Consider the following 25321-nt stretch of genomic DNA (forward strand, 5'->3'; position numbering starts at 1 on the left):
GGGCCGCCGCCCGCCGCCCATGGGGCGGTTTGCGGTTCTCCGGCCCGGCCCGGTCTGTTAGGGCAGGCGCATCCTACCGCCGTCTCTCGCAGGCGGCCCTCCCCCAACAGACAGACGACCCGCCATGACATCTTCCTCCTCTCCCCGCTCCGCCACCGGCCGCCCGGTGGTGGTCAATCAGGTCGACGCCGAGGTGGGCGCCAGCCTGCGCGCCCATCCCGCCGAGCCCGTCGTGATCGACCTTTACGATGCCGAGACCCCGCCCTGGGAGCTGCCGGAAGAGACCGAGGTGCTGGTCACCCGCCCCTCCATCGGCTGGCGCAAGGCACCGCAGGAAGCCGCCGCCCTGCCCGCCGGGCTGCGCTGGGTGCAGACACTGTCGGCGGGGGTCGAGATCTATCCCCGCTGGTTGATGGACGGCCGCGCCTTCACCTGCGGCCGCGGTGTCGCCGCCGGGGCGATCGCCGAATATGTGATGGCGGCGCTGCTGGATCACGCCAAGGGGTTCCGCGATCTGGTGGTCCGCGACGAGGCCAGCTGGAAGACCCGCCCCGAGATCGGCAGCCTGAGCGGCAAGACGCTGGGGCTCCTGGGCTATGGCGCGATCAACCAGGCCATCGCCCGCCGCGCCCAGGGGTTCGAGATGACCGTTCTGGCCAGCCGCCGCGGCGCCTGGGACGCCAGCGACACGCTGGCCGCGCCCGCCGCCTCGCCCGAGGCACTGTTCGCCGCCTCCGATTATCTGGTGGTGGGGATGCCACTGACCGATGCCACCCGGCATATGGTCAATGCCGCGCTGCTGGCTGCGGCCAAGCCGGGGCTGGTGCTGATCAACGTGGCGCGCGGCGAAATCGTCGATCAGGAGGCGCTCTGCGCCGCGCTGGAGGCCGGGCAACTGGGTCGTGCGGTGCTGGATGTCACCACGCCGGAACCGCTGCCCGACGGGCACCCGCTCTATGCCCAGGCAGGGGTGACGATCACGCCGCATATCTCCTGGGTCAGCCCGGATTTCATGGCCGGCTTCCTGCAGGATCTGGGCAGCAATCTCTCCGCCTATATGGCTGGCGCGCCGCTGATGAATCTGGTCGATACCGATCGCGGCTACTGACGCCGCAGCGCCGACCCGACGGATGCAAGGACCACAGGCCCCCGGCGGTGACGCCCGGGGCCGCAGGTTCTCAGGCCATGGCCTCCCGCACCAACCGACCCAGACGGGCGATGCCCTCGTCGGTCTTTTCCTTCTCGTGCAGCGAGAAGCTCAGGCGCAGGGTGTTGCCATGGGTGCCGTCGGCATAGAAGGCCCGGCCCGGCACGAAGGCGACCCGCTCGGTCTTGAGCGAGGTGGCCAGCAGATCGGCGGCGTCGATGCCCTCGGGAAGTTCCACCCAGACGAACATGCCGCCCTCCGGATGGGTCCAGCTGACGCCCTCGGGCATCTCGCGGGCCAGCGCGTCCAGCATCAGATCGCGGCGCCGGCCGTAGACATCGCGCAGATGCGCGACATGGCCGTCGAAATCCTTCGCCGCCACCTCGGCCACCGCCATCTGGTTCAGCGTCGCGGAATGCAGATCGGCGGCCTGTTTCAACAGCACCAGCCGGTCGATGACCTCACGCGCGGCGACGACCCAGCCAACCCGCAGACCCGGCGACAGGGTTTTCGAGAAAGAGCCGGAATAGACCGTGCGGCAGGCCTCGATATCGCCCTTGCGTTCGATTTCCAGCGCCAGCACCGGCGGCACCGGCTCACCGTCATAGCGCAGCTGCTGATAGGCACCGTCCTCGACGATGGCGCAGTTCATCTCGTCCGAAAGGTCGATCAGCCGCTCACGCTCTTCCCGGGTCAGGGTCAGGCCGGTGGGATTGGCGAAATCGGCGGAGAGATAGGCGAACTTCACCTGCCCGCCGGCCTCGGCCGCGGCCTCCTGATATTGCGCGGCGGTGCGGTTGCCGCGCAGCGACAGCCGGTCGTAGACCGGTTCATAGGCGTTGAAGGCCCCCAGCGCGCCCAGATAGGTCGGCCAGGACACCAGCGCGGTATCGCCCGGGCTGAGCAGCAGCTTGCCGAGGTAGTCCAGCGCCTGCTGCGACCCGGAGGTGATCAGGATGTTATCCTCGGTGCAGGTGATGCCCAGCCGCTCCATCCGGTCACGGATCCAGCTGCGCAGCGGCAGATAGCCTTCGCTGACCGAATATTGCAGCGCGACCTTGGCCGCCTCGCCGCTCAGCGCGTTGGTCATCGCCTGAGAGAACTCCTGCGCCGGAAACAGCGCCGGATCGGGAATACCGCCGGCAAAGGAAATGATGTCGGGCTGGTCCAGCAGTTTCAGAAGTTCGCGGATTTCCGAAGCCTTCATGCGCAGCGCGCGCGAGGCCAGCACCTGTGACCAGTCCATAGATCGTTCTCCTTCACCGCCCCCGGGTCGGGAGGTTTCTGCCTGTCGGGGGGGAAATCTCAGTCGGACTGCCTTCCCCCATCTGGAAGAAAAGTTCAAGCGCATAGCAGCAAACGCATAGCAAGGCTGTGAAAATGTGATAGCGCCGAAATATTCTGTCTGCCGGTTGCCGCAACGGCGGGCATCCCCCCGCTGACCCGGCGGCCCGCCATTGCCCGGGTCATCTCAGATCCGGGTGGTCAGCCCGTAGCCCGGCACGTGATAGAGCCGCGCGAAGGTCACCGGCGCACCGCGCAACCAGGTCATCCGTTCCACCGTGAAGATCGGATCGCCCGGGGCGGCATCCAGAAACTCCGCCATCTCGGCGCCGGCGCGGCTGGCCGAGAAGGTCAGCTCCACATTCGACACCGGCACCCGCTGCAACAGCCACTCATTCGGCCCGATGGCGCTGAAATCGGCCTCGAGCACGCCGGGGACGCTGTCGGTCACGATCCACCGGTCCTCGAACTGGAACGGCCGGGCATCGGCGAAATGCATGCAGCGGACGTGCAGGACCCGCGCCTGCGGCGGCAGGCCGAAGCGCGCCGCCAGCCAGCCGGGCGCGGCCAGTTCCTCCCGCCCGACCAGGACATAGCGATAGCTGGCCCCCATCGCCACCACCTCGTCGCGCACCAGCGGAATCGCCAGACGCGCCTGACGCACCGGCGCGTTCAGCACCCGCGTGCCCGCCTTGCGACGGCGTTCCAGATAGCCCTCCTCCGCCAGTTCCCGCAGCGCCCGGTTCACCGTGGTGCGGGTGCTGGAAAACTCCTCCGCCAGATCCTTCTCGCTGGGCAGCAGGCTGTCGGGCGGCCAGACCCGGCTCTCGATCCGGTCCAGTACCACCTGCTTGATATCGCGAAAGCTCATCGGCTCGCGCGGGTCCTCGGGGGCAGCTGAGAGAAGGTCGGTCATCGGGCATCCGGTCGGCTGATCTGCGCCATTGCGCGGTTATATCCACAGTTTCCAGGCGGGGAAAGCGGCGCCGGCGGCGACCTAAGGGCGATGATTTCCGGCCTCCGAGCGCCGGGACGTGAGATCGTCAAGCGATTTCCTTCTTCATATTATGTATAGACATAATAACCTATAACCTATATTAAACAACCCACCCAATCACCTGAGGCCTCGAATCGTCATGACCTCCGTTCAGCTTCTCCGGAACGCCCGGCTTGCGACCATGGACCCCGCCCGCGACGCGCCCTACGGGCTGATCGCGGCCGGCGCGCTGGTGCTGGAGGGCGAGCGGATCGCCTGGGCCGGGCCAGAGGCGGCGCTGCCCGACCGCTTTGCCCCCCTGGTGGCGGAGGATCTCGGCGGCCGGCTGGTCACCCCCGGGCTGATCGACCCGCACACCCATCTGATCTTCGGCGGCGACCGCGCCGCGGAATTCGAACTGCGGCTGAACGGCGCCAGCTATGAAGAGGTGGCCCGCCGCGGCGGGGGCATCCTTTCCACCGTGCGGGCGACCCGCGCCGCCGATCTGGATCAGCTGGTGGCCAGCGCCCTGCCCCGGCTCGACGCGCTGATCGCCGAGGGGCTCACCACGGTAGAGATCAAATCCGGCTATGGCCTCGACCGGGATACCGAGCTCAGGCTGCTGCGTGCCGCCCGCCGCATCGCGGAGCTGCGACCGGTCCGGGTGCTGACCAGCTTTCTCGGCGCCCATGCGCTGCCGCCGGACTATGCCGGCCGCGCCGATGCCTATCTCGACGAGGTCTGCATCCCGACACTCAGGGCGGCGCAGGCCGAAGGGCTGGTCGACGCGGTCGACGGGTTTTGTGAAACCATCGCCTTCAGCCCGGCGCAGATCGCCCGGGTGTTCGACGCCGCCTGCGCCCTCGGCCTGCCAGTGAAGCTGCATGCCGAACAGCTGTCGAACCTCGGCGGTGCCGCACTGGCGGCGCGCTATGGCGCGCTGTCGGCCGATCACATCGAATATCTCGATCCGGCCGGGGTGACCGCCATGGCCGCCGCCGGCACCGTCGCCACGCTGCTGCCCGGCGCCTTCTACACGCTGCGGGAAACCCGGGTGCCGCCGATCGCGGCGCTGCGCGCGCAGGGCGTGCCGATGGCGCTGGCGACCGACTGCAACCCCGGCACCTCGCCGCTGACCTCGCTGCTGCTGACCCTGAACATGGGCTGCACCCTGTTCCGCCTGACGCCGGAGGAGGCACTGGCCGGGATCACCCGCCACGCCGCCCGCGCGCTGGGGCTGCAGGACTCCGGGGTAATCGCGCCGGGGATGCGCGCCGATCTGGCGATCTGGGATGTCGCCACCCCGGCTGAGCTGGCCTATCGCATCGGCTTCAACCCCCTTCACAAACGTCTGTTCGGAGGCAGGACATGACCCCGCTCCCCCTGATCCCCGGCCAGGCCAGCCTGTCCGATCTGGCCACGCTCTACTGGACCGAGGCGCCGGCCCGGCTCGACCCCGGCTGCCGGCCGCAGGTGGAGGAGGCGGCGCGCCGGATCGCCGCAGCCGCCGCCGGGGCGGCGCCGGTCTATGGCGTCAACACCGGCTTCGGCAAGCTCGCCAGCCTCAAGATCGCACCTCAGGACACGGCGACGCTGCAGCGCAACCTGATCCTCAGCCATTGCTGCGGCGTCGGGCCTGCGATCCCGCGGCGGATCACCCGGCTGATGATGGCGCTGAAGCTTCTGTCCTTCGGTCGCGGTGCTTCCGGCGTGCGCTGGGAGCTGGTCGAGCTCCTGCAGGAGATGCTGGCGCGAGGCGTCACCCCGGTGGTGCCGGCGCAGGGCTCGGTCGGGGCCTCCGGCGATCTGGCACCGCTGGCGCATATGACGGCGGTGATGATCGGCGAAGGCCAGGCGGAGATCGCGGGCGACTGCCTGCCCGGTGCCGAGGCGCTGGCTCGCGCCGGCCTCTCCCCCATCGTGCTGGGCCCGAAAGAGGGGCTGGCCTGCATCAACGGCACCCAGTTCACCACCGCCTTCGCCCTGGCCGGGCTGTTCCGCGGCTGGCGGGCGATGCAGAACGCGCTGGCGATCTCGGCGCTGTCGACCGATGCCATCATGGGCTCCACCGCGCCGCTGCAGCCCGAGATCCACAGCCTGCGCGGTCATCAGGGCCAGATCGATGCCGCCGCCAGCCTGCGGGCGATCCTCGCGGGCTCGGACATCCGCGAAAGCCATCGCGACGGCGACAGCCGGGTGCAGGATCCCTATTGCATCCGCTGCCAGCCGCAGGTGACCGGCGCGGCGATCGACGTGCTGCGTCAGTCCGCCCGTACCCTGCTGATCGAGGCCAATGCCGCCACCGACAACCCGCTGGTGCTGACCGGCGCCGGGCTGATCGTCTCGGGCGGGAACTTCCATGCCGAGCCGGTGGGCTTTGCCGCCGATATCATCGCCCTGGCCCTGGCGGAGATCGGCGCCATCGCCCAACGCCGCATCGCGCTGATGGTGGACCCGACGCTGAGCCACGATCTGCCGCCCTTCCTGACGCCGGACCCGGGGCTGAACTCCGGCCTGATGATCGCCGAGGTGACCTCTGCCGCGCTGATGAGCGAGAACAAGCATCTGGCCAACCCCTGCGTCACCGACAGCACGCCGACCTCCGCCAATCAGGAAGATCACGTCTCGATGGCCGCGCACGGCGCCCGGCGGCTGGAGCGGATGGTGGAGAACCTGAACCACATTCTGGGGATCGAACTGCTCTGCGCCGCCAACGGGGTGGAGTTCCGGGCGCCGCTGACGACCAGCCCGGCGCTGCAGCAACTGCTGGCGCGGCTGCGCCATACCATCCCGCCACTGCGCGCCGACCGCTATCTCGCCCCCGATCTGGCCGCCGCCCAGGCCCTGGTCGCCGACGGCCGGCTGATCGCCGGCCTGCCGCTGCCGGAACTGGAGCCCGCGGCATGAGCCCCTGTACCCGGCGGCGCGCCGCCGCCGCGCCCCTTCCCCCCACCCCGGCCGCCCCGGCCCCCGGACAGAAAGGCTGACCGATGACCGACCCGCGTCACAACACCCGCGACATCTTCCCCCCGACCGGCCCCGAGCTGACGGCCAAGAGCTGGCTGACCGAGGCGCCGCTGCGGATGCTGATGAACAACCTGCATCCCGATGTGGCCGAGAACCCGCATGACCTGGTAGTCTATGGCGGCATCGGCCGCGCCGCCCGGACCTGGAAGGACTTCGACCTGATCCTCGACAGCCTGAAGGGGCTGGAGGCGGACGAGACGCTGGTGGTGCAGTCGGGCAAGCCGGTCGCCATCGTGCGCAGCCATGCCGATGCGCCGCGCGTGCTGATCGCCAATTCGAACCTGGTACCGCATTGGGCCACCTGGGATCATTTCAACGAATTGGATAAGAAGGGCCTGATGATGTACGGCCAGATGACCGCCGGTTCCTGGATCTACATCGGCAGCCAGGGCATCGTGCAGGGCACCTACGAGACCTTCATGGAGGCCGGGCGCCAGCACTACGGCGGCGATCTGAAGGGCCGCTGGATCCTGACCGGGGGCCTCGGCGGCATGGGCGGGGCGCAGCCGCTGGCGGCGGTGATGGCCGGGGCCTGCTGTCTCGCCGTCGAATGCGACGAGACCCGCGCCGATTTCCGCCTGCGCACCGGCTATGTCGACGAGAAGACCCACTCTCTGGACGAGGCGCTGGAGATGATCGACCGCTGGACCGCAGCGGGAGAGGCGAAATCGGTGGCATTGATTGGCAATGCCGCAGATGTGTTCCCGGCGATCCTGCACCGCGGCCGGCGGCCCGATATCGTCACCGACCAGACCTCGGCCCATGATCCGGTGAACGGCTACCTGCCGCAGGGCTGGACGGTGGCGGAATGGCGTGCCCGGGCCGAGAGCGATCCGAAAGCGGTGGAAAAGGCCGCCCGCGCCTCGATGCGGGTGCAGGTGGAGGCGATGGTGGCCTTTCACGACGCCGGCATCCCCACCGTCGATTACGGCAACAACATCCGCCAGATGGCGCTGGAGGAAGGGCTTGAGCGCGCCTTCGCCTTCCCCGGCTTCGTGCCGGCCTATATCCGGCCGCTGTTCTGCCGGGGCGTCGGCCCGTTCCGCTGGGCGGCGCTGTCTGGCGATCCGGAGGATATCTGGAAGACCGACCAGAAGGTGAAGGAGCTGATGCCCGACGACGCCCATCTGCACAACTGGCTGGACATGGCGCGCGCGCGGATCGCCTTTCAGGGGCTGCCGGCGCGGATCTGCTGGGTGGGTCTGGGCGATCGTCACCGGCTGGGCCTGGCCTTCAACGAAATGGTGCGGCGCGGCGAGTTGAAGGCGCCGGTGGCGATCGGGCGCGATCACCTCGACAGCGGCTCGGTCGCCTCGCCCAACCGCGAGACCGAGGCTATGCGGGACGGCTCCGACGCGGTGTCGGACTGGCCGCTGCTGAACGCGCTGGTCAATACCGCCTCCGGCGCCACCTGGGTGTCGCTGCATCACGGCGGCGGCGTCGGCATGGGCTTCAGCCAGCACGCCGGCATGGTCATCGTCGCCGATGGCAGCGCCGAGGCCGACCGCCGGCTGGAACGGGTGCTGTGGAACGATCCGGCCTCAGGCGTCTGGCGCCACGCCGACGCCGGCTATGAAGAGGCGATCGCCTGCGCCCGTCACCACGGCCTGCGGTTGCCCGGCATCCTGGGCTGAGGCCCCTGGCCGGCGGGCTGGCCCTGCTCCCGCCGGCCGCTTCCTCCTTACCGCATTTCGCTTTTTCCTTGCGCCCGCGGCCCCGTCTTGGGAGGGTCGCGCCGGTCCCGATCATGGGGGCACGCCAGCGGCCCAGCCCGCAAGCCAGCGAGACGAAAGCATGTCCCAGTCCCCGGGCGACCGGATCAAAACCCTGCTGCTGCTCAGCGCCCTGACCACGCTGGCCATCGGCCTTCTGCTGCTGCTGGCCGGAGCCGACCGCGGCGCCACGCTGATCTGGGCGCTGGGAGTGCTGCCGGTTCTGACCGGCCTCTGCCTGGAGATCCTGCGCAGCCTCCGGCAGGGGGAAATCGGGCTTGATATCGTGGCGGCGCTGTCGATGACCAGCGCGCTGGTCTTCGGCGAAACGCTGGCCGCCTCGGTGGTGGCGGTGATGTATGCCGGCGGCACCTTTCTGGAGAGCCATGCCGAACGCCGCGCCCGCCGCGAAATGCACGATCTTCTGGCCCGGGTACCGCGCAGCGCCACCCGCATCGGCGCCGCCGGGCTGGAGGACGTCCCGCTCGAGGCGCTGGCCCCGGGCGATGAGCTGCTGATCCACCAGGGGGATGTGGTGCCCGTCGATGGCGTCGTTCTCGACGGTCAGGCGTTTCTCGACACCTCCGCCCTGACCGGGGAATCGCTGCCGGTGAAATGCGGCCCCGGCGCCGCCGTCATGAGCGGGGCCACCAATGCCGGCGAGGCGTTTCGCCTGCGCGCCAGCCACAGCGCCGGCGACAGCACCTATGCCGGGATCGTCCGGCTGGTGGAGGAGGCGCAGCGGTCCAAGGCGCCGATGTCGCGGCTGGCCGACCGCTGGTCGCTGGGCTTCCTGGCGGTGACCGTGGCGCTGGCCGGCCTCGCCTGGGCACTGACCGGCGATCCGATCCGGGCGGTGGCGGTGCTGGTGGTCGCCACCCCCTGCCCGCTGATCCTGGCGGTGCCGGTGGCGCTGGTCGCCGGGCTCAGCCGGGCGGCGCAGTTCGGCGTCCTGGTCAAGGGCGCCCGGCCGCTCGAGGCGATGGCCCATATCCGCACGCTGATCCTCGACAAGACCGGCACCCTGACCGACGGGCGCCCTCAGATCACCAGCGTCCTGCCGCATGCAGACCTGCCCGAGGCCGAGGTGCTGCGGCTGGCCGCCGCGCTCGATCAGGGCAGCAAGCATCCGGTGGCCCAGGCCCTGGTCGCCGAGGCGCAGGCGCGCGGGCTGCACCTGCCGGTGCCCGCCGGTCTGACCGAACATGCCGGCGAAGGAGTCTCCGGCCGGGTCGACGACCGTCAGGTCCTGGTCGGTGGCGCCGATTTCGTGGCCGCCCGCATCGGCGCCACGGTCAGCGAGACCGCACTGCCGATGGCCGCCGACCTGGACGCCGGCGCCGTGCTGGTGGCGGTTGCCGTCGATGGTCGGCTGGCCGGGCATCTGGTGATGGCAGACCCGCTGCGCGAGGGCGCCGCCGGCCTGCTGCAGGCGCTGCGCCGGCAGGGCATCGCCCGGCTGCTGCTGGCCACCGGTGACCGCGCCGAGGTGGCCCGGCGGGTGACCGCCGGGCTCGGCCTCGACGGGGTGCGGGCCGGCCTCAGCCCGGATCAGAAGGTGCTTCTGGTCCTCAGCGAACGCAAGAACGGCCCGGTGATGATGGTCGGCGACGGGGTCAACGATGCGCCGGCGCTGGCGGCCGCCGATGTCGGCGTAGCGATGGGTGCGCGCGGTGCCGCCGCCTCGGCCGAGGCCGCCGATGTGGTGCTGCTGGTCGACCACCTCGACCGGCTGCGCCCCGGGCTGGAGATCGCGCGGCGCGCGCGCGGCATCGCCATCCAGAGCGTGGTCGCCGGCATCGGCCTGTCGGTGCTGGGCATGATCGCCGCCGCGCTCGGCTGGCTGACGCCGGTCGAGGGGGCGCTGCTGCAGGAGGTGATCGATGTCGCGGTGATCCTGAACGCACTGCGCGCCCTGCGCATCCGCCCCGGGATCGAGGAGATCTCTGCCTGAGGCGCCTCAGCCCGGCGGCAAGGGGGTCGCCGGCGCGCTCCAGTCCTCGGCCAGGACCCAGTCGCAGAAGGTCGCGACCGTCTTCATCCGGCGATGGGCGCGCGGCAGCACCAGATAGAACCCCGGAACATCGCCCGCGGCCATGTCCGCCAGCACCTCTGCCCCCAGGGGTGCGACCAGCCGGCCGCTGTCCAGATCCTCGACCGCGTCGCCGCGCGACACCAGCCCCACCCCCATCCCGGCAAGGGTCGCCTGCCGCATGCTGTCGGCATCCTGAAAGGCGATCTCGCCGGCCTGATCGGGCAGGCTCACCCCGAGGTGGCGCAGCACCCTCGGCCAGTAGGTCCCGGCCGAGACCGGATGCAGCAGCGTCTGACGCAGCAGATCGTCCGGCCTGCGGATCGCGGCGGCCAGCGCCGGCGCGCAGCAGATCAGCTTGGGGTCGCGCACCAGCAAATGCGCCTCCATCCCCGGCCAGTCGCCAAAGCCCCACTGGATCGAGACATCGACATCGTCGCTGATGAAATCCGGCAGCGCCACCATGGTGGTCAGCCGCAGATCGGCGCCGGGCATGCGGGCGCGGAACCGGTCGAGCCGACCGATCAGATAGCGGGTGGCGAAATAGGGGCTGACGTTCAGAGTGATCCGGTGGCGCCCGGCGACAGAGGTGACCCGCCGCACCCCTTCGGCGAATTCGTCGAACCCCGCCTGCACGAAATGCGACAGCAGGATCGCCTGCTCGGTGGGATCGACCGCCCGGCCCCGGCGCAGGAACAGCGCCACCCCCAGGATGTCCTCCAGCAGCTTGATCTGCTGGCTGACCGCCTGGGGCGACACAGAAAGTTCCGCCGCGGCGGCGCGAAAGCTGCCGCGCCGCATCACCGCCCAGAACACGCGCAGCGCGTTCAGCGGCGGCAGGCGGACCGGTGGGCTCTGCATTGCGGGCTCCTCCCCCCGAGGCGGCGTCAGATGATCGCCTTTTCCAGGAACGGGCGCCCTTCGATCACCCGCTCGTAACCCACTTCCGCGAAATCGAGGCTGCGGTATTCGCCATAGGCGATCAGTTCGGACACCGCCCGGCCGGTTGCCGGGCCCTGCTGCAGCCCGTGGCCGGAAAACCCGTTGGCGAAGATGAAATTCTCCACCTCCGGATGGCGGCCCACCACCATGTTGTGATCGAGCGTGTTGTAGGCGTAATGCCCCGCCCACTGGTTGATCACCTTGATCGCCTCGAACTGCGGCGAGCGTTCCGCCAGCGCCGGCCAGATCTGTTCCTCGAACTCGGCATAGCGCGGCTCGAAATCGTCCCAGTCCACCGCCGGGTCCTCCTCCGGCACGCCACCGGCGAGGAAATACTTGCCCTCGGGCCGGCACCACACGCCGGTCGGGTCGATCATCAGCGGCAGCCTGCCGTCGTTCACCACGGCGGAGCCCTCGGGGCTGTCGGCGCAGTCGAAGACGAAGAGCGTGCGCTTGCGCGGCTCCACCGGGATATCGAGGCCGGCCATCCGTGCCGTCAGCGCCGCCCGCGGACCGGAGGCGTTGACCACCGTGCCCACCCCGATCACCGCACCGGATTTCAGGGTGACGCCGGTGACCTTGGCGCCGTCGCGGGCGATGGCGACCACCTCGTCGGTGACGATCTCGGCGCCCAATGCCCGGGCCTTCTTGCGGAAACCGGCCATGATGCCGGTGTTGTTGAACCAGCCCTCGCCCGACAGGCCGTAGGAGGCGAGCTGGATATCCTCGACCCGGAGATGCGGGAAGGCGGCGGCCAGTTCGTCCTTCTCCCACAGCACCACATCGGCACCGCAGGCGCGCTGGACCTCGTGACACTCGCGCAGCACCTGCGCCTGCTCCGCCGTGCCGGCGAGGTAGAGATAGCCGCCGGAATGGAAGTTCAGGTCGGGCCGGTCGTCGCCCACCTGCATGATCTCGGCGAAATTGCGGATCACCTCCAGCCCGTACTGGCTGACCTTGACGTTGATCGGGTTGGAATACTGCACCCGGATCCCCGAGGCAGAGAGCGAGGTCGAGGCCTGCGCATAGCTCGGGTCGCGCTCCACCACCAGGATCGAGCCGTCGAAATCCGGGTTCGCCGCCAGGTAATAGGCCACGGCAGAGCCGATGACGGCGCCGCCGACGATCACGACGTCATAGTGTTCTTTCATTTCCCAACCTCATCATCAGGATGACCCATATCCACGTACCAGCCGCCCATGCACTGGGTCGACCGGGCCATCGGATCGGCAATATCGGTTTTCGCTTCCACCGCCGCGCGATAGGGCTCGGCGCTGTCCTGCGGGATATACCCAAGGTGCCCGGCCTTGGAATTGTCAACCGGCTTCACCCGGTTGTCGGACATGCCGAAACTGACGGTATAGCCCAGATGCGGCGCGGTCAGCGCGGCGCTGACCAGCCGCACGCAATCGTCGAAACTGAGCCAGGACCACAGCATCCGCCGGTCCGCCGGCTCCGGGAAGGAGGAGAAGATGCGGATCATCGCGCTCTCGATCCCGAACTTGTCCCAGTAGAGACTGCCCAGGGATTCGACAAAACACTTCGACACACCATAAAGCGTGTCGGGCCGCAACGGGCTGTCGGTGTCGATATGGGTGTCGAGCTGGTGATAGCCGATGGCATGTACCGAGGAGGCGTAGATCACCCGCCGGACCCCGTGTTTCCGCGCACCCTCATAGATGTGATAGGAGCCGCGGATGTTGGAATCGAGCACCTCCTGCCAGGGCCGCTCGGTCGGGGCGCCGCCCATGTGAACGATGGCGTCGCAGCCCTCGGTCGCGGCGATGGTGGCCGCCTCGTCGCCCAGATCGAAGACCGCCGCCTCCTCATGCGGCTGCAGGTCTGTGATCGGCTCGCGATCGGCCAGACGCAGGCTGTCGGCCAGGGGCGCCAGCCCGCGACGCAGCTGGCTGCCCAGACGTCCCGCCGCGCCGGTGATCAGGATTTTCTGGAATGGTTTGGTCATGGCTGATGTCCTTCGGATTGGCAGATCGGGCAGATTGATGGATCGGGCGGGTCGGGGTCCCGGGGCGGCCGCCCCGGGCGAAATCACTCGGGCTTGCGGCTGACATAGCCCCGGCGCAGATCGCGGGCGCGATCCTCCGGCGCGCGCGCCGCCGGGTCGCCAAAGCCGCCGCCGCCGGGCGCCTTCAGCACCAGCCGGCGGCCCTCGGGGACGAATTGCCAGCCCTTGGGCTTCAGCGGCGTGCCGTCGTCCAGCTCCACCACACCGGCCGCACCGGACCCGCCGCCGTCGCGGCCACGGGGCGGCGTGGTGACCCGGTCGAACATGGCGGAGAAGTCGAATTCATGGCCCGCCTCGGGCCCGATCTCGATGATCTGGCCGAGCCCGCCGCGATATTGCCCCTCGCCGCCCGAATCCGGCCGTAGCTCCTTGCGCCAGACGATGATCGGGCCGGTATGTTCCGTCGCCTCGATCGGCATGGTGTGCACACCGGAGGGAAAGGCGGTGGCCGACAGCCCGTCCAGCCCGGGCCGCGCCCCCATGCCGCCGGAATTGAACATGAGGACTTCGGCGCGCCGCCCCGGTTGCCCCGCCACCGGCCGGGCAGAGATATGGACATTCCACAGCGCGCCCGCCCCTTCGGCCAGGATCTGCCCCGGCAGCGCCTTGGCCAAGGCCCCCAGCACCACGTCGGGCACCATGTGGCCGATCACATGGCGCAGGCTGACCGGCGCCGGGCGCGGCGCATTGAGAATGCCCTCGGGGGCGGAAATGGTGAAGGCCGCGAGCGAGGCGGCGTTGTTCGGGATATCCGGCGCCACCACGCATTTGATCGCATAGCAGGCATAGGCCTTGGTGTAGATCAGCGGCACGTTGATGCCCCAGCGGCTAACCGGCGACGAGCCGGTGAAATCGACATTCACCCGGTCTCCGGTGATCTCCACCGCCGCCGCCAGCCGGATCGGATCGTCATAGCCATCGGTCAGCATATCGTTCGACCACTGCCCCCTGGGCAGCGCCGCGATCCGCTCCATCACCGCCGCATGGGTGCGGGAGAAGATGAACTCCGCCAGCGGATCGAGGCGCGGCAGCCCGACCTCTTCCAGCATCTCGACCAGCCGGCGGTGGCCGACATCGTTGCAGGCCGCCAGCGAATAGAAATCGCCGATCACCTGATCGGGTTCGCGCACATTGGCGCGCAGCAGTCGCAGCAGATCGCGGTTCACCTCGCCTGCGCGGGCGAAATGCATGATCGGGATCTGGATGCCTTCCTCATAGACCGATTTGCCATCCGCACCGAAGCCGCGTCCGCCCACATCCACCACATGGGCGGTGCAGGCGAAGAAACCGATCAGCTCGTCCTCAAGAAACGAGGGCGAGACCATGGTGATGTCGTGCAGATGGCCGGTGCCCTTCCAGGGATCGTTGGTGACATAGGTGTCGCCCGGGCGCATCTCCTCATCGGCCAGCGCCGCGATGAAATGCGGCACCGCCTCGGCCATGGTGTTGACATGCCCCGGCGTGCCGGTGACCGCCTGGGCCAGCATCCGCCCCTCGCGGTCGAACACCCCGGCAGAGAGATCGCCGGCCTCGCGCACCGAGGTGGAGAAGGCAGTGCGCAAGAGCGTCGTCGCCTGTTCCTCCACCACCGAGATCAGCCGGTTCCACATCACCTGCATCCGGATATCGTCGATCTGGCTCATGTCTCAGGCTCCTTTCCTGAGCAGCAGGATACTGCCGTCACTCTGGATCACCGCGTCGAAGGGGCTGGTGACCACGGTGGCGGTCTCCTCCTCGACGATCACCGCCGGGCCGGCGATGCGGGCGCCCGGCGCCAGCCCGTCACGGGCATGGATCGCGCTGGGGCACATGACGCCGCTGGCCGGGTCGAAGACATCGCGGCTGTCGCTCACCGGCTGGTCGATGCCATCGAGCTCCAGCACATGGCGGGCGCCCTCGGGGCGGATGTCCTGCACCTTGACCGAGAAGGTCACGCATTCGATCTCCAGCCCCTCGACGGCGCGGCCGAAGAACTGCGCATAGCGCTCACGGAAGGCTTCGGCGATCGCTGCGGCATCCGCCGGGGTGAAAGGCCGGTCGGGCAAGGGCACCGGGATTTCCCAGCCCTGCCCGGCATAGCGCATGAACGCGGTGATCTCATGCATGATCTCGCCCCGTGCCCCCTCGCGGACGAACCCCTCCGCCGTGGCTTTCAGCCCGGCGAGCAGCGTGTTCAGCCCCGCCGCATCGAAGCCCGTGAGCCGCATCACCTGGGACGCCACCGCCTCATAACCGAAGGGCGCCCTGAGAAAACCGATGGCCGAACCGACCCCGGCACCGCGCGGGATCAGGCAGAGGTCGATCCCCAGTTTCTCGCAAAGCCGGGCGGCATGCAGCGGCGCGGCGCCGCCGAAGGCGATCATCCGGGTGTCAGAGATGTTCTTGCCGTTCTCCACCGCATGGACGCGGGCGGCATTGGCCATGTTCTCATCGACCACATCGCAGATTCCGAAGGCCGCCGCCTGCGTCCCCAGCCCCAGCCGCGCGCCCACCTCCGTCGCCACCGCCTGCTCAGCCGCCGGCACCGAGAGGCGGATCTTGCCACCGGCGAAATTCTCCGGGTCGAGCTTGCCGAGAAGCAGATCGGCATCGGTGATCGCCGGCCGGGTGCCGCCCTGTCCGTAGCAGGCCGGGCCCGGCTCCGACCCCGCCGATTGCGGCCCGGCCTGGATCCGCCCCATGGCGTCGACCCAAGCGAGCGAGCCGCCCCCGGCGCCGATCTCGATCATCTCGATCACCGGAATGGAGATCGGCATGCCCGAGCCCTTGGAGAACCGGTAACTGCGCGCTACCTCGAAACTGCGGGCGGTCTGCGGCTGATACTGGTCGATCAGGCAGATCTTGGCGGTGGTGCCACCCATGTCGTAGCTGACCACCCGCTCCAGCCCGAACTGCCGGGCGATATCGGCGGCGAAGATGGCACCGCCCGCCGGCCCGGATTCGACCAGCCGCACCGGGAATTCCGCCGCCGTCTCGACCGAGATCAGCCCGCCGCCGGAATGGATCATGAAGACCGGGCATTGCGCCCCCTGCTCTCGCAGCCGCCGTTGCAGCCGGTGCAGGTAATCCTCCATCTGCGGCCGCACATAGGCATTGGCGCAGACGGTGTTGAACCGCTCGAATTCCCGCATCTGGGGCGACACGTCGGAGGAGAGCGAGATCGGCAGGTCCAGCCGCTGCGCCAGAATCTCCCGCGCACGGCGTTCGTGTGCCGGGTTGGCATAGGCGTGGATGAAGCCCACCGCCACCGAGCCGAAGCCGCCGGCGGCGATCTCCGCCGCGATCTGCTGCAGGCGCGCCTCGTCCAGCGGCTGAAGCTCGGCGCCCTGCGCGTTCATCCGTCCTCCGACGGTAAAGCGATCCTCGCGCGGGATCAGCGGCTCGGGCAGCTTCAGGTTCAGGTCGTATTGCTCGAAGCGGTTCTCGGTCCGCATCTCGATCACGTCGCGAAACCCTTCGGTGGTGACCAATGCGGTACGCGCGCCGCGGCGTTCGATCAGCGCATTGGTGGCCAGCGTGGTGCCGTGGATGATCATGTCGATCCGGCCGATCGGCAGCCCCGCCTGCTCCAGCACGATATCGATCCCGTCGAGGATCGCCTGCTCCGGCTGGGCATAATTCGTCAGCACCTTGGTCGAATAGATCACGCCCCTGAGGTCGAGCGCGATGTCGGTGAAGGTGCCGCCGATATCGGCGCCCAGCCGGATGTCGCCTGTGGTCATGCCGATCCTTTCGCTGCCAGTGCCGCCGCCCGCATCTGGCTGAGACTGACCCGAGGCGTCAGCGCCTCGGGCGAGATGTTGAGATCCAGCACCGCCCCGGTTTTCGAGGCCAGCGCCCGGTCGAAGGCGGCCGGGAAATCTTCGGTGGTTTCGACCCGCTCGCCGTGAAAACCATAGGCGCGGGCGAGTGCGGCGAAATCCGGGCTGACCATGGTGGTGCCGGACACACGCTCGGGATAATGGCGCTCCTGATGCGCCCGGATGGTTCCGTAGATGCCGTTGTTGAGGATCAGAACGATGGGCTGGGCGCCGGCCTGCAGCGCGGTCGCCAGTTCGGTGCAGTTCATCTGGAAATCGCCGTCCCCGGCAAAGCAGACCACGGTTTTCTCCGGCTCGGCGACCTTGGCGGCGATCGCTGCCGGCAGGCCGTAGCCCATCGCCCCCGACTGCGGCGCCAGAAGCCGCGCCTTCGGTCCGAACTTGAAGAACCGCCCCGACCAGACGGTGAAATTGCCGGCCCCGTTGGTCAGGATCATATCCCGGGGCAGCACCTCGCGCAGATGGGCACAGACCTTGCCCATATCGACCGGCGACGGCAGGTCGGGCAGTTCGAAGCCCGCCTCATAGGCGGCGCGCCCCTCCGCCCGCCAGACGGCCCAGTCGCCGGTGACGGGCGCGAGGGCAGAGAGCGCCTCGGCAAAGGCATTGGGACCGGCCTGAATGCCCAGCTCGGGACGATAGATCTTGCCGATCTCCAGATCGGAGCCATGCACATGGATCAGCCGCTGTTTCGGCTGCGGTACGTCGAGAAGCGTATAGCCGTCGGTGGAGTTTTCTCCGAACCGGGTGTTGATCGCCAGGATCACATCGGCCTCTGCCACCAGGCGGCGGACATGCGGCGCCATGCCGACCCCGGCCTCGCCACAGAAGACCGGGGAATTGTTGTCGAGCTGATCCTGATAGCGAAACACCGCCACCACGGGAATGTCGGAGGCCTCGGCAAAGGCCTGAATGCGCGCCATGCTGTCGCCCTGCCAGTTGCAGCCGCCGTAGAAGATCACCGGCTGTTTCGCCTCAGCCAGAATGCCGCGCATCTTCTCCATCGCGGCGGCAGCGGGGGCCGGCTCCACGATCTCGACCGGGCCGGTCAGCGGTGTCGCCTCGGTCAGGCTGGTCAGCATGTCCTCCGGCAGCGCGATCACCACCGGACCCGGCCGGCCCGTGACCGCCATGGTCCAGGCCCGCGACAGGATTTCGGGAATGCGGTCGATCTGGTCGATCTCCACCGCCCATTTGACCATGGTGCCGAAGACCGCCTTGTAATCGACCTCCTGAAACGCCTCGCGGCCCTTCATATCGGTGCCGACCTGCCCCACCAGCAGGATCATCGGCGCGGAATCCTGCATCGCCGTATGCACCCCGATGGAGGCGTTGGTGGCACCGGGCCCCCGTGTCACCATGCAGATGCCGGGCGTCCCGGTCAGCTTGCCATAGGCGGCGGCCATGAATCCGGCGCCGCCCTCGTTGCGGCAAAGGACATAGTCCAGCCGGCCAGGCGTGTCGTGCAGCGCGTCCAGCACCGCCAGATAGCTTTCGCCCGGCACCCCGAACGCCTTCTTCGCCCCCAGTGCGATCAGGCTTTCGACCAGCAGTTGTCCCCCGTTACGCGTCATCGTCCCTGTCCTTTTGCAATCTGTCCCAACCGGTCGCCCCGAAGCGGGACTCACCTGAGCAAGACAGATCATCACCCGGCCCCCGGTGGCAAGCGCCCGCGCCGAAACCACCAGGACCCGAAACCACCAGGGCCCGCACCCTGCGGCGCCCGGCCCTCGTCCCAGGAGCATGCGTCCGGCGAAGCGTGCGGAAAACCAAGAAACGCAACAGAATGACAAGAAAAACTTGTTAAAGGATCATGCCGGCGCGTTCCCCCTTGTCAGAGCGAAGGCGTAACAGGCTGATTATGGGTCACAAAGATACATCCCGGCGTTCCATCGCCGACGGCGGCCCCTGCCCCGAGGACAGCCCCCGCTTTCCCAGACGCTGATCAATCGTCAGGCGTCTCCGCCCCGGTCGCCGCGCCGCCCCGCCGCCAGGCGCGGGGGGACTGGCCGTAATGGTCGGAAAAGGCGCGGGAGAAATGCGCCGGCCCGGCAAAGCCGGTGGCCTGCGCCACCTCGGCCAGCGGCAGGGTCGACCGGCGCAGCAACTGATCGGCCTTTTCCAGCCGCAGCCGACGGTAGAAGCTCATGACGCTCTGGCCCAGCTGCGCCTGCGCCAGCCGCTCCAGCTGCCGCGCCCCCAGCCCGGACAGCTGCGCCAGATCGTCCAGCTTCAGCGGATCGGCGATATGACTGGTCATCAGCTCCACCGCCGCCGCCAGCGCCGGGTGATGCAGCCCGTATTTCGCCACCGCATCGGTTTGCTGCGGCTCTTCCGCGGCGCGGATGCCGGTGTGAATGAACCACTCGCTCACCCCGCGCGCCAGGTCGGCACCGTGATCGCGGGCGATCAGCGCGTGCATCATGTCGAGCGGCGCCATGCCGCCGGCGCAGGTGAAACGGTCGCGGTCGATCACGAACAGCCGGCGCTCGATCAGCGCCTCCGGGTGGCGGGCGCGCAGGCCTTCGGCGTGTTCCCAGTGGATGGTGAAGCGCCGCGCCTGCATCAGCCCGGCCTGCACCAGGATCGCGGCGCCGCCGGAGATCCCGCCCAGCGGCACCCCGCCCCGCCCCAGCCGCCTGAGCCAGCCCAGAACATGCGGATCGACGAAGGCCAGCGGGTCACCACCGGCCACCACGAACAGGATATCGAACCCCAGCCCCGCCTGATCCAGCGTGACGGTCTCAAAGGCACCGCCGACCGAGCTTTGCTGCCAGCCGCCACGGGCCGAGACGAAACGCATGTCATAGAGCGCCCGGCCGGAGAGCAGATTGGCGGCCCGCAAGGGCTCCACCGCCGAGGCGGCCGACAGCAGGGCGAAATCGTCGATCAGCAGGAAGCCGTAGCGTTTCGGGCTCAGGGGGGACATGCGCGGATCCTCACAGCGGGCCTCATGTCCCATTTCTGCAAAAATTTGTCAATTCTAGACAACATCCATGCCGCCGCTTCGTGTCAGAACCGATCCGATCAACAGGAGTTCCCGATGCGCTTTTCCGGCTTTCGCGTGTTCAAGGAGGCAGTGACCGGCCACAAGGGCTGGAAACCGCTCTGGCGCACGCCCGATCCGCAGCCCGAGTATGATATCATCATCGTCGGCGGCGGTGGTCACGGTTTGTCGACCGCCTATCACCTGGCCGCCAAATTCGGCGTCACCCGCGTGGCGGTGCTGGAAAAGGGCTGGCTCGGTTCCGGCAATATCGGCCGCAACACCACCATCATCCGCTCCAACTACCTGTTGCCGGGCAACGAGCATTTCTACGAGCTGTCGATGAAGCTCTGGGAAAACCTGGAGCAGGAGACCAACTTCAACTCCATGGTCAGCCAACGCGGCATCATCAACCTGATCCATACCGACGGTCAGCGCGATGCCTATCGCCGGCGCGGCAACGCGATGATGCTGGCCGGCGCCGGGGCCCAGCTGCTGTCCCGCGACGAGGTGCGCGAGATGGTGCCCTTCCTGAATTTCGACAATGCTCGCTTTCCGATCAAGGGCGGGCTGATGCAAACCCGAGCCGGCACCGCGCGGCATGACGGCGTGGTCTGGGGCTATGCCCGGGGCGCCGACATGCGCGGCGTTGACATCATCCAGAACTGCGAGGTCACCGGCTTCCGCATCGAGAACGGCAAGGTTCTGGGGGTCGAGACCTCCCGCGGCTATATCGGCGCCAAGAAGGTCGGCGTGGCGGTGGCCGGCTCTTCCAGCCGGGTGATGGCGCAGGCCGGCATGCGGCTGCCGATGGAAAGCCACGTGCTGCAGGCCTTCGTCTCCGAAGGGCTGAAACCGACGATCCCTGGGGTGATCACCTTCGGTGCCGGGCATTTCTATATCAGCCAGTCGGACAAGGGCGGGTTGGTCTTCGGCGGCGATCTGGACGGCTACAACTCCTATGCGCAGCGCGGCAACCTGCCGGTGATCGAGGACGTCGCCGAGGGCGGCATGGCACTGATGCCGATGATCGGCCGGGCGCGTCTGCTGCGCATGTGGGGCGGCATCATGGACATGACGATGGACGGCTCCCCGATCATCGACAAGACCGATATCGACGGGCTCTATTTCAACGGCGGCTGGTGTTACGGCGGCTTCAAGGCGACGCCGGCCTCCGGCTTCTGCTTCGCCCATCTGCTGGCCAAGGACGAACCCCATGAGGTCACCAGACAGATGCGGCTGGACCGCTTCGCCCGTGGCTATCTGCTGGACGAAAACGGCCGCGGCGCGCAGCCGAACCTGCACTGAGGTAAGACGATGCTGATCCCCCATCCCCTTCTCGGCCCGCGCGACGCGCAGGAATTCACCTATCTCGGCGATGCGATGATGATCGACCGGCCCGACGGGCTGGCCGAGGGCGCCGAAGCGGCGTTTTGCGATTATGTCTTCCAGCGCGACAACCCCGCCGGGCTGCATCGCGAGCTGTGGTTTCACGAACAGGGCGACCGCTCCTGGCTGGTGGTGACCCGGAACACCGTCACCCATGAAATCCTCGGGGCGGAACTGGCCCGCGACGTGGCGCTGGCCCGCCGCGCCACCGACACGCCCGCCGATCAGGGAGACGCGCAATGACCCGATTGTCCGGCGGTCTGATCGACCGCGACCGCAAACTGTCCTTCACCTTCGACGGGCAGGTCTATTACGGCCACGCCGGCGACACGCTGGCCTCGGCGCTGTTGGCCAATGACGTGCGGCTGGTCGGCCGGTCGTTCAAGTACCACCGGCCGCGCGGTATCTTCTCCGCCGGCTCGGAAGAGCCCAACGCGCTGGTGGAACTGCGCAGCGGCGCGCGCCAGGAACCCAACACCCGGGCGACGGTGGCCGAGCTCTTCGACGGGCTGGAGGCGCGCAGCCAGAACCGCATGGGGCCGCTCAACCGCGACCTGTTGGCGGTCAACGATCTGATGTCGCCCTTCTTCGCGGCGGGCTTCTACTACAAGACCTTCATGTGGCCCAGGGCGTTCTGGGAAAAGCTCTACGAACCGGCGATCCGCAAGGCCGCCGGCCTCGGTAGCCTGTCGATGCAGGCGGACCCCGATCACTACGACAAGGGGTTTCTGCATTGCGACCTGCTGGTGATCGGCGGCGGTGCCGCCGGGCTGGCGGCGGCGCTGACCGCAGCCCGCGCCGGCGCGCAGGTGGTGCTGGCGGATGAGGATTCCCGCCTGGGCGGCCGGCTGCTGGCCGAGACGCTGCAGCTGGACGACGCCCCCGCCACCGAGTGGATCGCGGCGCTGGAGGCGGAATTCGCCAGCCTGCCCAATCTGCGGGTGATGCGGCGCACCACCGTCTTCGGGGTCTATGATCATGGCGTCTACGGCGCGGTGGAACGGGTCGCCGATCACCTGACCACTCCCGGCGCTGGCGTGCGCCAGACGCTTTGGCGGATCACCGCCAAACGCGCGGTGCTGGCGGCGGGGGCCACCGAACGGCATATCCCCTTCGCCAACAACGACCGCCCCGGCATCATGCTCGCCGGCGCGCTGCGCGCCTATGCCAACCGCTGGGCCGTCTGCCCGGCGCGGCGGGTGGCGATCTTCACCAACAACGACGACGGTCACCGCACCGCCCGCGACCTGATCGCCAAGGGGGTCGAGGTGGCAGGCGTCATCGACAGCCGCAAGGGCGTGCACCCGCAGGGCAGCTATCCGCTGTTCGACGGCGCAGTGGTCAGCGACAGCCGCGGCCGGCTGGGACTGACCCGGATCGAGATCACCCGCGACGGCGACAGCCAGTGGATCGACTGCGGCGCGCTCGGTGTCGCCGGCGGCTGGAATCCCAATGTGCATCTGACCGCGCATCACCGCGGCCGCCCGATCTGGGACCCCGAGGCGCTGGCCTTCGTGCCGGGCGCCGACGGCCCCGCCGGGCTGATCGCCGCCGGCGCCGCCGCCGGCCGCGGCGAACTGGCAGCGGCGCTCGCCGATGGCGCCACCCGGGCGGCGCAGGCGCTGGCCGATCTGGGCCTTGCCGCCCGGCTGCCCGATCTGCCGCGGGCCGAGGCATCCCCGGCGGGGCAGGCCGCCTTCTGGCATGTGCCCGGCAAGAAACGCGCCTGGGTCGACATGCAGAACGATGTCACCGTCAAGGACATCGTCCTGGCCCACAAGGAAAACATGCGCCCGGTCGAACATCTGAAACGCTGGACCACGCTGGGCATGGCCACCGATCAGGGCAAGACCGCCAATGTCTCCGCCCTCGCCGTGATGGCCGAGCTGACCGGCCAGTCGATCCCGGCAACCGGCACCACGATCTTCCGCCCGCCCTATACCCCGGTGGCGCTGTCGGTGCTGGGCGGTGGCGACACCGGCCGGCATTTCCGCCCCCACCGGCTGACCCCGACCCACCACTGGGCCGAGGCCCGGGGCGCCGTCTTCACCGAGGTCGGCCAGTGGATGCGTGCGCAGTATTTCCCGCAGGCCGGGGAAACCCACTGGCGCCAGAGCGTCGACCGCGAGGTTCTGGCGGTGCGCGTCGGCGTCGGGCTCTGCGATGTGACCACGCTGGGCAAGGTCGATGTGCAGGGGGCCGACGCGGCCGCCTTCCTCGACCGGCTCTATGCCAACACCATCTCGACGCTGAAGGTCGGGCGGGTGCGCTATGGGCTGATGCTGCGCGAGGACGGCTTCGCCTATGACGACGGCACCGTGGCGCGGATGGCGGAGGATCACTTCGTCGTCACCACCACCACGGCGAACGCGGGCCTCGTCTATCGACAGATGGAATTCGCCCGCCAGTGTCTCTGGCCCGATCTCGACGTGCAACTGATCTCCACCACCGATGCCTGGGCGCAGATCGCGGTGGCGGGGCCGCAGTCGCGCGCACTTCTGGAGCGGGTGGTCGACACGGCGGACCTGTCGAACGCGGGGTTCCCCTTCATGGCCTGTGCCGAGCTGAGCATCTGCAACGGCCTGCGGGCGCGGCTCTTCCGCATCTCCTTCTCCGGTGAGCTGGCCTATGAGGTCGCGGTGCCTGCCCGCTATGGCCATGCGCTGATGCAGCGGCTGATGGAGCTGGGCGAAGACCTGGGCGCCACCCCCTACGGCACCGAGGCGCTGGGAGTGCTCAGGATCGAGAAAGGCCATGCCGCGGGCAATGAGCTGAACGGTCATTCCACCGCCGCGATGCTGGGGCTGGGCCGCATGGTCTCGGCCAAGAAGGATGCGATCGGCGCGCTGATGTCGCGGCGCGAGGGGCTGGCGGCCGACCGCCGCCGCCTGGTCGGGCTGGTACCCGAGACCCGGAGCGGCAAGGTCACCGCCGGCGCGCATCTCTTCACCGATGGCGCCGAGCAGACGATGGAAACCGATCAGGGCTGGATCACCTCGGCCGCCTATTCGCCGCATGTCGGCTCGATGATCGGGCTCGGCTTCCTGGAAAACGGCGATGCCCGCGAGGGGGAAATCCTGATCGCCGCCAACCCGCTTGAAGGCGAGAGCCAGCGCCTGCGCGTCGTCTCGCCCCATTTCGTCGACCCTGAAGGAGGGCGCCTGCGTGTCTGACCTGAAACCGATCTCGGCGCTTGGCGCCGCCGCGCCGCGCCTGCTGACGCTCGGCACCCTGACGCTGCGGGAAAACCCGGGCCTCGGACTGGCCTCGCTCGCCCTGCGCCGCGGGGGCACCGCCCCCTCGCCCTTCGGGCTGACCCTGCCGGATCCCGGCGGCTGGGCCGCCTCCGGCGCATATGCCGCCTTCTGGACCGGACCGGATCAATGGATGATCGAGGCCGAGGGCCGCGGCGAAGAGGATTTCGCCGCCGCACTGAAGGCCGAGGCGCCGGGCTGCTCGATCACCGAACAGACCGACGGCTGGGTCGCATTCGAGATCACTTCGGTCGCCGGCGGCGCTCCGCTGTCCCGGCTGATGGAGAAACTTGTCAACGTGGATGCGGCGGGATTCGGCCCGGGCCACGCAACCCGGACCGGTCTGGAACATATGTCGGTGTTCCTGATCCGCCGGGCCGAGGATCGGCTGGCGATCATCGGCATGCGGACCCTGGCAGGATCGCTCTGGCACGCGATCGAGACCGCCGCCGGGCGGCTCGTCGCGGTCTGAACCGTCGCGGATCACGGCCGAACAGCTTCACGGCCGAACAGCTTCACGGGGGCCTGCCCCTCCGCCCTTGACCCCGGCGCCTGCCTGACCGCATGTGCCCGAACCGATACCAGATGTCCCGCGGGAGACCTTGATGACCACATACTGCCTGACCGTGACCTGCCCCTCGACGCGGGGGATTGTCGCTGCGATTGCCAATTACCTGGCGGATCAGGGCTGCAACATCACCGACAGCTCGCAATTCGACGACCCG

At 68.7% G+C, this 25321-nt stretch carries 19 protein-coding genes; 10 read left to right on the forward strand and 9 right to left on the reverse strand.

The window, feature by feature from the left end; translation table 11 throughout:
- Positions 1–124 precede the first annotated feature (124 nt).
- Complete coding sequence (locus QO033_RS14610) at positions 125–1108, forward strand: NAD(P)-dependent oxidoreductase (RefSeq protein WP_284481720.1); 984 nt, start codon at positions 125–127, stop codon at positions 1106–1108.
- Between the two features lie 70 nt (positions 1109–1178).
- On the opposite strand, the gene QO033_RS14615 is transcribed toward QO033_RS14610, so the two are convergent.
- Both QO033_RS14615 and QO033_RS14620 read right to left on the reverse strand, forming a co-directional pair.
- Positions 1179–2393, reverse strand: coding sequence for an aminotransferase-like domain-containing protein (locus QO033_RS14615; RefSeq protein WP_284481721.1), 1215 nt, complete (start codon positions 2391–2393; stop codon positions 1179–1181).
- A gap of 225 nt (positions 2394–2618) precedes the next feature.
- Positions 2619–3347 carry a UTRA domain-containing protein gene (locus QO033_RS14620; protein WP_284481722.1) on the reverse strand — a complete coding sequence of 243 codons (729 nt, stop codon included), beginning with the start codon at positions 3345–3347 and terminating at the stop codon, positions 2619–2621.
- A gap of 220 nt (positions 3348–3567) precedes the next feature.
- On the opposite strand from QO033_RS14620, the gene hutI reads away from it, so the two are divergent.
- The 4 genes from hutI (at position 3568) to QO033_RS14640 (ending at position 10100) form a co-directional block, all read left to right on the forward strand.
- Positions 3568–4779 carry an imidazolonepropionase gene (gene hutI, locus QO033_RS14625; RefSeq protein WP_284481723.1) on the forward strand — a complete coding sequence of 404 codons (1212 nt, stop codon included), beginning with the start codon at positions 3568–3570 and terminating at the stop codon, positions 4777–4779.
- A complete protein-coding gene (gene hutH, locus QO033_RS14630; RefSeq protein WP_284481724.1) occupies positions 4776–6314 on the forward strand; it encodes a histidine ammonia-lyase in 1539 nt (512 codons plus the stop codon). Before hutI ends, hutH begins: the two co-directional genes overlap by 4 nt.
- An 83-nt stretch (positions 6315–6397) precedes the next feature.
- On the forward strand, positions 6398–8068 hold the full coding sequence (gene hutU, locus QO033_RS14635; RefSeq protein WP_284481725.1) for a urocanate hydratase: 1671 nt from the start codon (positions 6398–6400) through the stop codon (positions 8066–8068).
- A 160-nt stretch (positions 8069–8228) separates the two neighbouring features.
- Positions 8229–10100: a heavy metal translocating P-type ATPase gene (locus QO033_RS14640; protein ID WP_284481726.1), complete on the forward strand. Its 1872-nt coding sequence runs from the start codon at positions 8229–8231 to the stop codon at positions 10098–10100.
- A gap of 6 nt (positions 10101–10106) precedes the next feature.
- Here the strand turns inward: QO033_RS14640 and QO033_RS14645 are convergent, their stop codons facing one another.
- From QO033_RS14645 to QO033_RS14675, 7 genes are all read right to left on the reverse strand, one after another.
- Complete coding sequence (locus QO033_RS14645; protein ID WP_284481727.1) at positions 10107–11039, reverse strand: LysR substrate-binding domain-containing protein; 933 nt, start codon at positions 11037–11039, stop codon at positions 10107–10109.
- A 26-nt stretch (positions 11040–11065) separates the two neighbouring features.
- Positions 11066–12271 (reverse strand): NAD(P)/FAD-dependent oxidoreductase, encoded by a 1206-nt coding sequence (locus QO033_RS14650; RefSeq protein WP_284481728.1) that lies wholly within the window; start codon positions 12269–12271, stop codon positions 11066–11068.
- A complete protein-coding gene (locus tag QO033_RS14655; RefSeq protein ID WP_284481729.1) occupies positions 12268–13086 on the reverse strand; it encodes an NAD-dependent epimerase/dehydratase family protein in 819 nt (272 codons plus the stop codon). The genes QO033_RS14650 and QO033_RS14655 overlap by 4 nt, the downstream gene beginning before the upstream one ends.
- 83 nt (positions 13087–13169) lie before the next feature.
- Positions 13170–14789: a hydantoinase B/oxoprolinase family protein gene (locus tag QO033_RS14660; protein ID WP_284481730.1), complete on the reverse strand. Its 1620-nt coding sequence runs from the start codon at positions 14787–14789 to the stop codon at positions 13170–13172.
- Positions 14790–14792: 3 nt separating this feature from the next.
- A complete protein-coding gene (locus QO033_RS14665; RefSeq protein WP_284481731.1) occupies positions 14793–16868 on the reverse strand; it encodes a hydantoinase/oxoprolinase family protein in 2076 nt (691 codons plus the stop codon).
- Positions 16865–18541: a thiamine pyrophosphate-binding protein gene (locus tag QO033_RS14670; RefSeq protein WP_284481732.1), complete on the reverse strand. Its 1677-nt coding sequence runs from the start codon at positions 18539–18541 to the stop codon at positions 16865–16867. The genes QO033_RS14665 and QO033_RS14670 overlap by 4 nt, the downstream gene beginning before the upstream one ends.
- A 371-nt stretch (positions 18542–18912) precedes the next feature.
- A complete protein-coding gene (locus QO033_RS14675) occupies positions 18913–19896 on the reverse strand; it encodes a GlxA family transcriptional regulator (protein ID WP_284481733.1) in 984 nt (327 codons plus the stop codon).
- A 114-nt stretch (positions 19897–20010) separates the two neighbouring features.
- On the opposite strand from QO033_RS14675, the gene QO033_RS14680 reads away from it, so the two are divergent.
- The 5 genes from QO033_RS14680 to QO033_RS14700 all read left to right on the forward strand — a co-directional run.
- Positions 20011–21261, forward strand: a complete 1251-nt coding sequence (locus QO033_RS14680; RefSeq protein ID WP_284481734.1) for a sarcosine oxidase subunit beta family protein — start codon at positions 20011–20013, stop codon at positions 21259–21261.
- Positions 21262–21270: 9 nt separating this feature from the next.
- Positions 21271–21585 (forward strand): sarcosine oxidase subunit delta, encoded by a 315-nt coding sequence (locus QO033_RS14685; RefSeq protein WP_284481735.1) that lies wholly within the window; start codon positions 21271–21273, stop codon positions 21583–21585.
- Positions 21582–24515 (forward strand): sarcosine oxidase subunit alpha family protein, encoded by a 2934-nt coding sequence (locus tag QO033_RS14690; RefSeq protein ID WP_284481736.1) that lies wholly within the window; start codon positions 21582–21584, stop codon positions 24513–24515. Before QO033_RS14685 ends, QO033_RS14690 begins: the two co-directional genes overlap by 4 nt.
- Entirely contained in the window at positions 24508–25068 is a 561-nt protein-coding gene (locus tag QO033_RS14695; protein ID WP_284481737.1) for a sarcosine oxidase subunit gamma, read from the forward strand. The genes QO033_RS14690 and QO033_RS14695 overlap by 8 nt, the downstream gene beginning before the upstream one ends.
- A 133-nt stretch (positions 25069–25201) precedes the next feature.
- A partial coding sequence (locus tag QO033_RS14700) for an ACT domain-containing protein (protein WP_407682118.1) occupies positions 25202–25321 on the forward strand: 120 nt, incomplete at its 3' end.

The organism is Pseudodonghicola flavimaris (assembly GCF_030164425.1).
Classification (GTDB): Bacteria; Pseudomonadota; Alphaproteobacteria; order Rhodobacterales; family Rhodobacteraceae; genus Pseudodonghicola; species Pseudodonghicola flavimaris.